Origin of the sequence: Nostoc cf. commune SO-36 (genome assembly GCF_023734775.1) — a bacterium.
Lineage (GTDB): Bacteria > Cyanobacteriota > Cyanobacteriia > Cyanobacteriales > Nostocaceae > Nostoc > Nostoc commune_A.
Genome location: NZ_AP025732.1, coordinates 1,262,437 through 1,276,091 on the forward strand (window position 1 = coordinate 1,262,437; position 13,655 = coordinate 1,276,091).

A 13,655-nucleotide genomic window follows, 5' to 3' on the forward strand; every position below is an offset into this window, starting at 1 on the left:
TTGTAACACTAAAAGTTGATTGTGAAGCAATATTACAAAGCTTGCAAAAATATTTAGAAATTGTCTACAAGACAAACATAGTTCTAACGTAGAACCTATTAAGAGAGACTTGAGGCAAATTTGATGATCGGAAATAATATTCAAAAGTATCGGTTTGTCTGTACCCTGACTTTCGGTGATATCTACGGTCAAATAATTGTTTGGTTGATTACAATTACCCTAAGTTTGGCATCAGCCTTGGCGCTAATGGGTGCCAAGCGACCTGTGTATGCTTTAGCAACAGCGGGTCTTGTCGTTCTGTTATCGTTACCTTTCTTGTTGTTTGCGTTTGTCACTACCTTGTTAAATCATATTGAGCTCACTCCTGTAGGCCCGGGAACCAAAATGGAACCCATGCCAGGTAATGTGTCTCAGCAACAACCTGTAGAAGCAACTAGCTAAAGAGTTAGGAGTTATGAGTCACTCTATCTGTCCCAATAATTCTTCATTTTTAATTTTTCACTCCTAATTCCAAAATTTGTAATTATATCCCTGTCATTTGTAGGCAGGGAATTTTTTTTGGTAAAGATGCTACTGTTGCAACGCACTACCTGATTAATCACGTCTCTACAATAGAACAGCAGGGGTTTGCAGTCGGGGGCTAAATATGCTGGAACATGATGTGATTATTGTCGGGGGTGGATTGGCAGGATGTCGCGCTGCTGTAGAAATTGCCCGTATTGACCCTAGTTTAAATATTGCTGTGGTTGCCAAAACCCATCCAATTCGTTCCCACTCGGTTGCGGCTCAAGGTGGTATGGCTGCGTCGCTGAAAAATGTTGATTCAAAAGATAGTTGGGAAGCACACGCTTTTGATACTGTCAAGGGTTCTGATTACTTGGCAGACCAAGACGCTGTGGCAATTCTCACCCAAGAAGCGCCAGGTGTGGTGATTGACTTGGAACACATGGGCGTTTTATTCTCTCGTTTATCCGATGGGCGCATTGCTCAACGGGCTTTTGGTGGACATTCTCACAATCGCACTTGCTACGCTGCTGACAAAACCGGTCACGCGATTTTGCACGAATTGGTTAACAATTTGCGGCGTTATGGGGTGCAAGTTTATGAAGAGTGGTACGTGATGCGTCTCATTTTGGAAGAGAATGAGGCGAAAGGTGTAGTCATGTTCCATCTTTTGGATGGACATATTGAGGTGGTGCGGGCTAAGGCGGTGATGTTTGCCACAGGGGGCTATGGTCGCGTTTATAACACTACCTCTAATGATTACGCTTCTTCTGGCGATGGTTTGGCAATGACTGCGATCGCAGGTTTGCCCCTGGAAGATATGGAATTTGTGCAATTTCATCCCACTGGCTTATATCCGGTAGGGGTACTGATTTCGGAAGCGGTACGGGGAGAAGGGGCGTATCTGATTAACAGTGAAGGCGATCGCTTTATGGCGAACTATGCACCTAGTCGGATGGAACTGGCTCCTCGTGATATTACCTCACGAGCGATCGCTTACGAAATTCGCGCTGGACGTGGTATTCATCTCAATGGTAGTGCTGGTGGCCCCTTTGTCTATCTGGATCTACGCCATCTGGGTAAAGAAAAAATTATGAGTCGCGTTCCCTTCTGCTGGGAAGAAGCCCATCGCTTGGTAGGCGTTGATGCAGTAACTCAACCTATGCCAGTCCGCCCGACAATTCACTATTGTATGGGTGGTATTCCAGTTAACACCGATGGGCAAGTTCGTAGTAGTGGTGATGGTTTAGTTGATGCCTTCTTTGCTGCGGGTGAGACATCCTGTGTTTCCGTACATGGTGCTAATCGTTTGGGGAGTAATTCTCTGCTGGAATGTGTCGTTTATGGTAAGAGAACTGGGGCTGCGATCGCTAAATTTGTGCAAAAACGTAAGTTACCCTCTGTAGATGAGCAACGGTATGTAACAGAAGCCCAGCAACAAATTCAAACTTTGCTAGAACAACCAGGACAGTACCGCATTAATCAAGTCCGTGAAGCTTTTCAGGATTGTATGACTGAGTACTGTGGTGTTTTCCGCACTGAGGCATTAATGACTGAAGGTTTGCAGAAACTAGAAGAAATACAACAAAAATACCCGCAAATTTATTTAGATGACAAAGGTAGTTGCTGGAATACGGAACTCGTGGAGGCTTTAGAATTGCGAAGTTTGATGGTAGTAGGGCAGACTATTTTGGCATCAGCTTTAAATCGCCAAGAGAGTCGTGGCGCTCATTTCCGCGAAGATTATTCCGAGCGAGATGATAGCAACTTCCTCAAACACACAATGGCTTACTATTCACCAGCCGGAATTGATATTCAATATCGACCGGTGGCGATTACTATGTTTGAGCCAAAAGAGCGGAAGTATTAGTTAAGGATGAAGTATGAAAAATAAAAGCTGAAATACCTTATTTTTCATACTTAATTGATTTTATAAATTAGACGGGGTGTTGGATAATGATACACACTTGACTAAGGAATTAGAAATAGGTCAAGATATCCAACAAATTCTCTAAGACTAGGAACACTATTAGTAAGTTGTATATATAGAAACTCATAATCGAGATTAGATGCAAGTCGATTGAGTTGGTTCTCGCTTTTGTTATAACCTTTACCTACAAGATTATAAATCTGTTTCATATCATCGGAAGGTTTAGGTCTTGCTTCCATATCATCAGTCTTAGGGCTAAATCCAAAAGATTCTTGAATTCTCTCTGGCGTTAGGCTTGCATCTATTTTGATAAAATGATTATATTCTGCTAAAAACCATGTTTCTATTTCCATCACAGCAAGAACTATGTCTATAGAAATCGTTCCTGCTGGCAAAGAATAACGCAAACCAGTTGTAAGCTTAGATTTTTGAGATATAGGTATTGGATAAACATCTCTTAATCCTATTACTCTCTCATAGCCAGAGGCAGTTAGAGTACTATATCTATCTCTTATATCTGAAACAACGCTGTTATCACTAAATGAGTTATAAATCAAAACATAAAATTTTGTTTCGGGAGTCAGAACAGCGTTCTTTATTACTGTCGTATATCTTTCTGATTGATTACCATTTATGGCTATTATTTCTATTGCAATTCTATTTCTACCTGCAATTTCTTTAAGTAATTTTTCTACAAAAATCTGTTCTGTTTGCCCTTCCACAAAAATAGCTAGCTTTTTCACTGATCTATCTGCTCCTTATTACCAAACCCTTCAACATAAAATTGAGTGGCAAAAAAGTCAAAATTGTTTAGACCAGTGAATTTAAAGTCTTCAAATACTTGTTTTGAATTATCTATGTTGTGAAGTTTAGCTAATCCTGGTTTTCTCTCAATTACTGACCAATATTCTAAAGGAACACCATTCATGATAAAACGATCATTAGTCGTCATCACTAGCTGAACTAATCCAGTCTGCGCTTTACTGATAAGTAACTTAATCATCGCTGATGCTCTTTCAAAATCGAGACCTTCTCCTATATCATCTATTAATATACAACTAGGTTTTTTAGCTAAAAGTGAGTAGTTTATTTGAATGATTAGAGATAAAGCTCTAAACATACCTTGAGATATTAGCCCTTGTTCAGTTCTCTCTTGTAGATCACTTTCCTGAACATAAAGACATTGTATTTCTATATATTGTAAGGATACTTCATCCTCTTCATCAGAAAATATAGCTGATGGCGTTTGAGTACCAATTTCAGATATGTTGTAACCTATAGATAACATATCTGATTTGATAGCTTCAATAAAAGCAGGACTTAGTTGGGATTTTCCTAGCTTAAATATATCAATTACGTTATCTGCATCTCTCAAGTTTATCTTTTTTCTTTTTTTAATAGGGTGATCGACCGCAAGATTTTTTCTACCTAAGTCTGTTCCAAATTGGTAGTAATTCAAGGAACTTGCCCAATTGTAAATTTCATCAAAAACAGGATGTTGGATAGAATCTCTCCGCTGAAAAGCAGCAACTTCATCAGTGGGAGTCTGAAATTCAATATTCATATGTAGCTTTTCAGCCCATATCTGACCCTCACCTGATTCATTCCTGTCAAGGTAATTCTTAGAACCAATAGTGAAATTCTCCTTAACTACCTGGCCTTTATCAACTGTCAATATGTAGACTTTCTTTTTATCTGTATTATCAGAATCAAAAGTTAATTTCCACTCTCGCGACATGCGATCAGGTCTTAGACTTGTGTCACCCGATAGTAAACCCGATATCAGGTTTATAGCCCTCAATATTTTCGATTTACCAGAGGCATTTTTACCAACAATCAAGTTTACATTGCCTATCTGACAACCATCTAAACGCCACTCACTTGGTAAACCTTTGTCCTGACAATATTCCACTAAGTCTAATTTCATGTATTTTTAATTGTTCCAGGTAATATTTGTTAAAACTTATTTACAAGTTATACTAATTATGATGATATATACTTAATAATAATCCATTAGCAAGGCTCATACTCAATTCTAATGCTATTCCTCTACATAAGTAAGTTCATCGCGAATTGACAGAGCAACAGGAACTACCCTCAAACATTCAAGATATGATTAGTCAGCAAAAAACTTACAGGGTTTTACGATCACACCTACCAAATGTGGTACTTAGCAATAAGTGCGAAGATATTTTCTCTATGCCGTAAAATTCTGACTATAAAAACAAGATTTTTATTTAAAATATGAGCGATTCACAAACTTGGTATATTGTCAAGCGTTCTGCTGGAAACTGCGAAATTCTCGCCAGCGACCAAGTTGGCGACAATAATCTAGAGATTGTAGAACAGTGGGGGCCTTTTAGTTCGCAAGAAGAAGCGATCGCTCGACGTGTTGGACTTATTAGGGCTGGAAAGTGCAAACCAGTTTAAGTTAGTAGTTAGAAGTTGACAGTGATGGACTTTATTCTTAACTCCTCACTATTAACTCCTAACTTTCATTCCTAACTCTTCATTTTTCTGCTGTAGGTGTCCCCTGAGCAGCAATTTTTTTACCTATCACTTCCAGTGCTTTAGCAAATTGGGGGTCTTTTAGGGTAGCGAGTTTGTCACGTTCGTTGAGCCACAAATCCTGTCGCTGGGCATCTGTCAAATCTACCTTTACATCTGGATCAATACCATGCTTATTAATATCTCTATCATTAGGCGTATGGTATTTAGCAATTGTCACTGCTAATCCTGAGCCATCTTCTAGGGGACGCACCGATTGCACTAATCCCTTACCAAAGGTTTGAGTACCTACCAAAGTAGCACGTTTGTTGTCCTGCAACGCTCCTGAAAGGATTTCGCTGGCACTGGCTGAACCTTTATCTACTAATATTACCAACGGTTTATTTGTCAGAGCGCGTCCGTTTGCCATTTCTCGCTCTCGCTCACCTTGGCGGTCAATGGTAGAAACAATTGTGCCTTTATTCAGCCACATCCGGGCAATATCTATACTGGAGAAAAGTAACCCACCTGGATTACCACGCAGATCAAGGATATATCCAGCTACCCGTTTGCTTTCTAAATCTCTAATGGCAGTTTGCATTTCTTTACTAGCATTGGCACTGAACTGGTTCAAGCGAATGTAGCCAAGATTACCTGCTGGAGTTTTCTTTTGGGAATATTTAACTGGATGGATTTCAATCCGCGCTCTTTTGATGTCAAACTGTTTTGTCTGACCATTGCGCTGAATCGTTAAGGTGACTTTCGATCCTGCTTCACCTCGAATCAGGGATACTGCCTGATTCGTATCCATCCCCTTGGTACTTTTATTGTCGATTTTGAGAATGACATCTTTTGCCAAGATACCAGCTTTAAAAGCTGGTGTATCTTCGATTGGCGCAATTACAACCAATTGCTTGGTTTTTTCATCCTGACTAATGGTAATCCCAATCCCTGTAAGTTCCCCAGAGGTATCCACTTGCATATTCTTGAATTCCTGTGGGTCCATAAACCGGGTATATGGATCTTCTAGCTTTTTCAGCATTTCCCGAATGGACTTATACGCATCCTGCGGATTACTGTAGGACTTGCTCAAGTATTCTTTACGAACAGCCTGCCAATCTACCTGATTAAAAGTACCGTCTACATATTGGCGTTGAATAACTTGCCAAACTTCATCTACCAATTCTTTAGGACTTGCTTTAAATAAAGCCTGACCTCGCGAGTGAATGCCAAGGCTAGTAACAGCGATCGTGGAGAGTGTCACTGCCGTAGCACCCAAAACAAGCCTACTTTTTGTAATCACCATAATGACAGCTGCGTCAGAGGGAAAATAATATAGTCAGTATGCTCAATCTAACACAGGCTACCACTGTACAGACCGAGTATGTATTCTTAATTTAAACAAAATACTTGACAATCCGGCTACCTTATTGGTTAAAAGATACAAAGTTTTTGGGGATTGGGCATGGGGCATGGGGCATTGGTTATTTATTCTTCTTGTCTTCCCCTGCTTCCCCTACCTCCCCTGCCCCTTTACGGCTCTACCCAGCGTTCATCTGCCTTAATGAGGTTAATTAATTCCTCTACACCTTTATCTTCTGGGACTTTTTTAATTTCTTCTCGCCCACGATACAAAGAAATGTAACCAGGTGTTTTGCCAACATAGCCATAGTCGGCATCTGCCATTTCTCCGGGGCCATTGACAATGCAACCCATAACTGCAATATCTAACCCAGTTAGGTGTTTAGTGGCTTCCCGGACTTTGTGCAGAACTTCCTCTAGGTTAAACAAAGTACGTCCACAGGAAGGACAAGCGACGTATTCCACCATCGTTTTTCGCAATCCCAAAGCTTGGAGAATGCTATAGCAGACGGGAATTTCTTTTTCTGGTGCTTCTGTAAGTGAGACGCGAATTGTATCACCAATGCCATCAGCTAGTAATGTGGCAATACCTGCTGTGGATTTTATTCGCCCGTATTCGCCATCACCAGCTTCCGTAACGCCTAAATGTAATGGGTAATCCATACCCAAGTCATCCATGCGCTTGGCAATGAGGCGATAAGCGGCTAGCATCACCGGGACTCGTGAGGCTTTCATAGAAATTACCAAGTTGCGGAAATCTAAAGATTCACAGATGCGGATGAATTCTATGGCGGATTCCACCATTCCTTCTGGGGTGTCACCGTAAGTAAATAGCATTCTCTCGGCGAGGGAACCGTGATTTACGCCAATTCGCATCGATTTTCCTTGATCGCGCAAAGAAACTACCAGAGGTTCTAGGGTTTCGCGGATTTTTTCGCCAATTTCGTCAAATTCGGCTTTAGTATACTCAGTTCGATTGACGTTGGGTTTTTCAAAGACATATAATCCTGGATTAATCCGCACTTTTTCTATGTGCTTGGCAACTTCCACAGCGATTTTTAGCCCATTGTGATGGACATCAGCCACAATGGGCACATCTTGGTAAGTTTTAATTAATTTTTGTTTAATTTCTGCTAAAGCTTTAGCATGAGCCATACTTGGCACCGTGACACGGACAATTTCGCAGCCAATTTCGTGCAGACGACGAATACCAGCCACGGAACCATCAATATCAAGGGTGTCTTCGTTAATCATTGACTGCACTACAACGGGGTAGCCACCGCCAATGGTGACATTTCCCACCTTTACGGGACGGGTTTTACGCCGCTTGATGGTTGTATCAAAGGTAGGTTGGCTGGATGTAGTATTTGAAGTATCTACTATGGGCAGAGTTTGCATAACCTGATTAGGTAAATTTGCTGTCGTTAAAATATCAGATTTGATAAATCTCTGTTTCCCAGATTGCCACAGGTGGTGGCTCTTTTGGTGATTAGATAGAAAAAAGTTGTCCTTGAAAAACGGTGCGGGTGCGGCAAGCCAATGTTTTTACAACATAAAAATAGCCCTGACGGCAGTTTATTTATGTTAAATGACTTTTTCTGGTCGTGTATTGGCTCGCGCAAATTGCTGCATTTTTGCACAGTAAAGAAGGACGAGGAATATTGTAGTAAAAATTTTCTTCTATACCGCCAATGCAATACCAATGCTACAGCTTCATTTATCGCTTACCACGACAATTAGTTAAATGTGAGTAACACAGCATTCTTTGGTAGTGATGATCTGAGAGTGTCATAAGTGTATACAGACATTTGCCACCACCAGTTACATTAGACTTATCACTAAATTGTTTGACACCCATGCTAGAAAAAGCATCCACATTCCAGAAAGCTATAGAGGCGGTAGAAGCATTAGATCCAGAAGCTCAGGCTATTCTTGTAGATATTATCCAAAAGCGCCTCAAACAACAGCGACAGAATGACTTATTAAAAGAAATCGCGCAAGCAGAGAATGATTATGCTCAAGGGAATGTCCGGCGTGGTTCAGTTGCAGATTTGATGGCGGAGTTAGACGAATGAAAAATTTGGTTTGGAGTCCGACTTTTGTTCGTGCTTTTAAGCGTCTAGTCAAGAAAAATCCTGAGTTACGTTCTCAAATTGAGCAAGTATTACAACAAATAGCTGAAGACCCATTTCAAGCCAGTTTACGTAGTCACAAGCTAAAAGGTGATTCATCGGGTAGATACTCATCTTCAATTGATTATCATAATAGGATTTTATTTAAATTTGTGACAAATCCTGAATCAGGAGAGGAAGAAATTTTGTTGCTAACTTTAGGTTCCCATGATGAGGTTTACTAAATAAGGCATTATGTTTAACTGAGGCAAGCTTAATAATTACAACATAAATGCAGAATTATATGAATACCCAAACAACAACTCAAGTACCAATTCCCTGGCATTTTAACTCCAATAAGGTAGGAAAAGTCTGGCGCGTACCTTACCAAGAACGTGCCGCCGAAGCTGAAATCTGGTCAAAACAACACAATATAAAACCAGCATCTTTAGATAAAACCCGTATTTGCCTACTATTAATTGATGTTCAAAACACCTTTTGCATCCCAGAATTTGAATTATTTGTAGGTGGAAAATCTGGTAATGCGGCGGTGGATGATAACGTCAGATTGTGTGAGTTTATCTATCACAACTTGGCAGTAATTACAAAAATTGTACCTACCTTAGATACCCACACAGCAACGCAAATTTTTCATCCCATCTTTTGGGTAAACGCCGCCGGAGAACATCCCACTCCAGCTGCGACTAGCATTACCCCAGCAGATATTGAACAAGGTATTTGGAAAGTCAACCCAGCAGTTGCAGACACTGTTACTAATGGCAATTATGAATCATTAGAAAAACATACTTACCATTATGTTAAGCAACTCAGTCAAGACGGAAAATATCCCCTCACTGTTTGGCCTTATCATTCTATGTTAGGTGGTATCGGTCATGCTCTAGTTTCATCGGTAGAAGAAGCGATATTTTTCCACGGCATTGCGCGTCAGACCCAAACGCAATTTGAAATCAAAGGTGAAAATCCTTTAACAGAAAATTATTCAATTTTACGTCCAGAGGTGTTGGAAGATTTTGAACAACGTCCACTTGCTCAAAAAAACACGCGCCTAATTAAACAACTTTTAGAATATGATGCAGTAATTATTGGTGGTCAAGCTAAAAGTCATTGCGTCGCCTGGACAATTGACGATTTATTAACAGAAATTAAACAGGTAGATGCTACCCTTGCTAAAAAAATCTATCTGCTAGAAGATTCCACTTCCCCTGTTGTTGTCCCCGGTGTTGTAGACTACACAGAACAGGCAGATGCGGCATTTAAAAGGTTTGCAGAAGCAGGAATGCGTATCGTAAAATCTAGCGGAAATATAGCATCATTTTTTTAACACAAAGGATCGCATTCGCAAAGCGTCTGGTAGAGAAGGTTTCGCAGAGGAACACAGAGATTTCCTTTGCATTCCTTTGCGCTTCCTCGGCGTTCCTCTGCGTTTAAAAACAAACCTCATTTCTTCAAATAACCTTTGGGATCTTGCGCCACCCAACCCAGAGATGAGCTAGAACGCACTTCAAAATGGAGGTGCGGTTGATTGGAGGTTGGTTGTCCGCTAGTGCCTACTGTTCCAAGTAAGTCGCCTTTTTTAACTTGCTGACCGACAGTAACTTTAATGGTGTCAAGTTGGGCGTAGCGGCTTTGGAGTCCGCCACTGTGGTTAATGATGACCAATTTGCCATAACTACCTTGGTCGCTGGCAAAGGCTACGGTTCCAGGCGCGATCGCTTGTACATTAGAACCAACTGGTGCTAATAAGTCAATACCGCTATGGAAGAAAACTTGACCTGTCGCAGGATTAATTTGCCAACCGTAAGCTAATCCCACATTTGCGGCTTGTGCTAAAGGGTATCCAGACAAGGATTCACGGTTTGGCGTTTTTGTCTCAGTAGATAAAGGGGACTTAGTTACAACACCATTAGGCGACCAATTTACCCCTGGAACAAACACGATTCTAGGGTTTTGTTGGCAGCCATTGATCTCAAAAAGGCTATCCGCACGAACTTTGTATTGTGCCGCTACTTGTCGCCAAGTTTGACCGCTAGGCACTTCAACTACAATCCCATTGTAGGGAGGAATTTGAAGCACACTACCAACTGTGGCAACTGCACCGCTCTGCAAAGTTGGATTCATGCCAATAATAGTTGTAGGTATGAGATTGTAGCGCTGCGCTATGCTCTCCAAAGTTTCACCACGAACAACTTTATGGCGTTGGAAGCGAGATAAGGCTGGAATTGGGCAATCATCGACAGCAGCATTAGCGCTGTTCGAGTTTAGCAGTATGCTTACTAGGCCCAAGGCGCTAATTAAGCTACAGAGAAACAGTTGACGAAAGGGTAAAATCATGTCTTCAGGTCAAGAGCGCACTAACTTTAGATTTTAGATGGGAAGAGTGGGAATTGGGACTAGGGGCTAGCTGACAAGAGGACAAAGAGAATAAGCAATGCCCAATGCCCCATCCCCAATGCCCCATTCCCCATTCCCCAATTCCTCGTAAATTGATCTGTCCACTTGCCGTTAGCTTGACTACACTTAGAAATTAGCAACTGCATTGCTATCCTTAAGCAAAATGATTATGAAGTTATCCTTAAAGCAACTGGCGGTTTATGTGTTTTTACTGGTGATCGGCGGTGGTGCAGGTTTGTTAGGCAGTCGCTATCTCCTGCCACAAAATCGCTCGTTCCAACAGTTAAAAAATGTAACAATGGCTTTGCCTCCAGAATCCGTAGTTCCTAATTCTTCTAACGGAACCATTGGGGCTAATGGGAGCGATAATGTAAATTTTATTGCGACGGCAGTGCAAAAAGTTGGCCCGGCTGTGGTGCGAATTAATGCTACTCGCAAAGTCGCCAATCCTATCTCTGACGCATTAAAAAATCCCCTCTTGCGGCGATTTTTTGGAGAGGATGAGCAACCAATTCCCCAAGAACGTATTGAGCGCGGTACAGGATCGGGATTTATTTTGAGCGAAGATGGAGAATTACTCACCAACGCTCATGTGGTAGCAGATACAGATACAGTACAAGTTACCCTCAAGGATGGTCGGACTCTAGAGGGGAAGGTGGTAGGTGTTGATTCTGTGACAGATGTGGCAGTGGTGAAAATCAAAGCGAATAATTTACCGACGGTGAAGCTGGGCAATTCGCAAAACTTGATACCAGGACAATGGGCGATCGCTATTGGCAATCCTCTAGGTTTAGATAATACTGTCACTATCGGCATCATCAGCGCTACTGATCGCACCAGCACTCAAGTGGGTGTCCCAGATAAGCGAGTCAGCTTTATCCAAACTGATGCCGCAATTAACCCTGGAAACTCTGGTGGCCCGTTGTTAAATGCCCAAGGTGAAGTGATTGGTGTTAACACCGCCATCCGCGCTGATGCTCAAGGACTTGGTTTCGCCATTCCCATTGAAACCGCCGCCCGCATCGCCAACGAACTTTTTACCAAAGGGCGTGTAGAACATCCCTTCTTAGGTATTGAAATGGCAGACCTTTCTCCCACCAGAAAAGAGCAGATTAATCAAGAAAATCAGCTAAATATTCAACAGGATGCAGGGATTGTGATTAAAGGAGTCACACATGATTCCCCAGCCAAGCGTGGAGGACTGCTTTCTGGAGATGTGATTCAAAAAGTTAACGGTAAACCAGTTAAAACCTCAGCCCAAGTTCAGAAACTGGTGGAGTCTAGCAAAGTTGGGGACATTTTAGCTATCGAAGTCAACCGTAGCGGCAAAATTCAAACTTTCAAAGTACAATCAGCAGCTTACCCTGAAAGGAAGTAGTCAAAATAATTGATAATTCGTAATTCGTAGTTGCCAGACACTGGCGGACTTGCTTTGCACGTCGCTATCCGTGGAAGCTTGAACTTTCCACATAAGTCTTGTTTACCACTGAATTTTTAATTTAGTGTGGGCTGCTATACCCTTTTTAATTACGAATTACGAATTACGAATTAGTAATTATTTGCTCAATAGTCCCAGAATATTTGACTACTAACTATTAATTATTGACCATTAGACAAATGCTCTAACTGCATTCTTTGTTCCATCTGGCGCAGAAAATACCCTGTCATCATGGCCGACGCTAGAAGCCCAGCTAAGTTGTCCCGATCTGTTGTGATTTGCACGTTGAAATTTTCTGCCGGGAGCATTCCCACAAGCCCTTGGACATTTTGCGAGATGATTTGTTTAATTTCGGGGCTGGCGGACTGAGCAATCCTCGCTAAAACATCAGGAGACTGATGCTGTAGATATTTGAGTAACTGATTGGGGTATTCCTCAGAGTGGTCGGAAAGAAGTTGATTAGGGTGTTCCTCAGAGTTGTCATTCAAAAAGTCAGGATTAAACACCATTGGCAGTTTTATTTAGCTTAATTGCTAACTCTACTCTAAACCATAGTACAAGGGTAGCGCATTCACCACAGGTATAAGTCGTAAAGAGGGCATTGGGCATTGGGCATGGGGCATTGGGCATTGGTTAATTAATTATTCTCCCCTGCCTCCCACTCCCTACTCCCCACTCCCCACTCCCTCCAGTTCTAGTTCTAGTTGTTCTTCCTTCTGACTGGTGGAAAGTATTTGCGGGAGTTGTTCGATTTGGAAATATTGATGGAATTTTGGGGTTACTTGGAGTGAGTAGGAGCGAGAATCGCTGTCTCGGCGCTTGCGGATGAAACCAAGTTCGACTAGTTCTGGAACGTGCTGATATACTCCTGAGCCGCGCAGGTTAATCAAGTCGCTTTGGAGTATGGGACTATTAAGGGCGATCGCAGCCAAAGTCCGCAATGCACCTACACCCAATTCTACTGGTATCATAGTTTGCACTAAATCATGAAAGTCAGACCGTAGTTGCAAACTGTAACCATCTGGGGTTTCTATTACTTCTAGGGCACTATCTCGGTGGGCATAGTTGTCCATGAGTTCAATTATGCCTTCTTTGACAGTGGCGCGATCGCACGCGGCATACTCGGCGATTTCGCCGAGCGACAAGGGTTTACCCTTTAAATAGAGAATTGCTTCTATCTTGGTCGCTGTAACTGTAATCATTTAATTATTAGTCATTGGTCATTTGTCATTAGTCATTAGTACATGACAACTAACAATTAACAAGTGTGTGGGATTATATCGTAAATTGTCAAAATATTCTTTAAAATTCTCAAATTGGGGATTGGGCAATTCAATTTTGGCTTTTAGATTTTGGATTTTAGATTAAATTTCAATCCAAAATCCAAAATCTAAAATCTAAAATTCTTACT

At 41.5% G+C, this 13,655-nt stretch carries 14 protein-coding genes; 7 read left to right on the forward strand and 7 right to left on the reverse strand.

The features are described 5' to 3' along the window. The first annotated feature begins 123 nt into the window (after positions 1 to 123). A complete protein-coding gene (locus tag ANSO36C_RS05560; RefSeq protein WP_251958726.1) occupies positions 124 to 441 on the forward strand; it encodes a hypothetical protein in 318 nt (105 codons plus the stop codon). A gap of 205 nt (positions 442 to 646) precedes the next feature. After that, positions 647 to 2,374 (forward strand): succinate dehydrogenase/fumarate reductase flavoprotein subunit, encoded by a 1,728-nt coding sequence (locus tag ANSO36C_RS05565; protein WP_251958727.1) that lies wholly within the window; start codon positions 647 to 649, stop codon positions 2,372 to 2,374. Positions 2,375 to 2,475: 101 nt separating this feature from the next. Here ANSO36C_RS05565 and ANSO36C_RS05570 read toward each other — a convergent pair whose 3' ends face one another. Beyond that, a complete protein-coding gene (locus tag ANSO36C_RS05570; protein WP_251958728.1) occupies positions 2,476 to 3,177 on the reverse strand; it encodes a DUF4276 family protein in 702 nt (233 codons plus the stop codon). Further along, entirely contained in the window at positions 3,174 to 4,361 is a 1,188-nt protein-coding gene (locus ANSO36C_RS05575; RefSeq protein ID WP_251958729.1) for an ATP-binding protein, read from the reverse strand. The genes ANSO36C_RS05570 and ANSO36C_RS05575 overlap by 4 nt, the downstream gene beginning before the upstream one ends. Positions 4,362 to 4,678: 317 nt before the next feature. On the opposite strand from ANSO36C_RS05575, the gene ANSO36C_RS05580 reads away from it, so the two are divergent. Next, positions 4,679 to 4,864: a DDE transposase family protein gene (locus ANSO36C_RS05580; RefSeq protein ID WP_251958730.1), complete on the forward strand. Its 186-nt coding sequence runs from the start codon at positions 4,679 to 4,681 to the stop codon at positions 4,862 to 4,864. A gap of 79 nt (positions 4,865 to 4,943) precedes the next feature. On the opposite strand, the gene ctpC is transcribed toward ANSO36C_RS05580, so the two are convergent. Continuing rightward, positions 4,944 to 6,227: a carboxyl-terminal processing protease CtpC gene (gene ctpC, locus ANSO36C_RS05585; RefSeq protein ID WP_251958731.1), complete on the reverse strand. Its 1,284-nt coding sequence runs from the start codon at positions 6,225 to 6,227 to the stop codon at positions 4,944 to 4,946. Between the two features lie 227 nt (positions 6,228 to 6,454). Continuing rightward, a complete protein-coding gene (gene ispG / locus ANSO36C_RS05590) occupies positions 6,455 to 7,681 on the reverse strand; it encodes a (E)-4-hydroxy-3-methylbut-2-enyl-diphosphate synthase (RefSeq protein WP_251958732.1) in 1,227 nt (408 codons plus the stop codon). A gap of 458 nt (positions 7,682 to 8,139) precedes the next feature. On the opposite strand from ispG, the gene ANSO36C_RS05595 reads away from it, so the two are divergent. The 3 genes from ANSO36C_RS05595 to ANSO36C_RS05605 are packed head-to-tail and all read left to right on the forward strand — an operon-like array spanning position 8,140 to position 9,736. Further along, positions 8,140 to 8,358 (forward strand): hypothetical protein, encoded by a 219-nt coding sequence (locus tag ANSO36C_RS05595; protein WP_251958733.1) that lies wholly within the window; start codon positions 8,140 to 8,142, stop codon positions 8,356 to 8,358. After that, positions 8,355 to 8,639 (forward strand): type II toxin-antitoxin system RelE/ParE family toxin, encoded by a 285-nt coding sequence (locus tag ANSO36C_RS05600; protein ID WP_251958734.1) that lies wholly within the window; start codon positions 8,355 to 8,357, stop codon positions 8,637 to 8,639. Before ANSO36C_RS05595 ends, ANSO36C_RS05600 begins: the two co-directional genes overlap by 4 nt. Before the next feature lie 59 nt (positions 8,640 to 8,698). Continuing rightward, positions 8,699 to 9,736, forward strand: coding sequence for a cysteine hydrolase family protein (locus ANSO36C_RS05605; RefSeq protein WP_251958735.1), 1,038 nt, complete (start codon positions 8,699 to 8,701; stop codon positions 9,734 to 9,736). Between the two features lie 116 nt (positions 9,737 to 9,852). Here ANSO36C_RS05605 and ANSO36C_RS05610 read toward each other — a convergent pair whose 3' ends face one another. Further along, the gene (locus tag ANSO36C_RS05610; protein ID WP_251958736.1) at positions 9,853 to 10,746 is read right to left on the reverse strand and encodes a M23 family metallopeptidase; all 894 of its coding nucleotides are present in this window, start codon (positions 10,744 to 10,746) and stop codon (positions 9,853 to 9,855) included. A 229-nt stretch (positions 10,747 to 10,975) separates the two neighbouring features. Here ANSO36C_RS05610 and ANSO36C_RS05615 point away from each other — a divergent pair, with 229 nt between their 5' ends. Further along, positions 10,976 to 12,184 (forward strand): HhoA/HhoB/HtrA family serine endopeptidase, encoded by a 1,209-nt coding sequence (locus ANSO36C_RS05615; protein WP_251958737.1) that lies wholly within the window; start codon positions 10,976 to 10,978, stop codon positions 12,182 to 12,184. Positions 12,185 to 12,405: 221 nt separating this feature from the next. Here the strand turns inward: ANSO36C_RS05615 and ANSO36C_RS05620 are convergent, their stop codons facing one another. After that, entirely contained in the window at positions 12,406 to 12,753 is a 348-nt protein-coding gene (locus ANSO36C_RS05620) for a DUF760 domain-containing protein (RefSeq protein ID WP_094333219.1), read from the reverse strand. Positions 12,754 to 12,909: 156 nt separating this feature from the next. After that, entirely contained in the window at positions 12,910 to 13,446 is a 537-nt protein-coding gene (scpB, locus tag ANSO36C_RS05625) for an SMC-Scp complex subunit ScpB (protein ID WP_251958738.1), read from the reverse strand. Positions 13,447 to 13,655 lie beyond the last annotated feature (209 nt).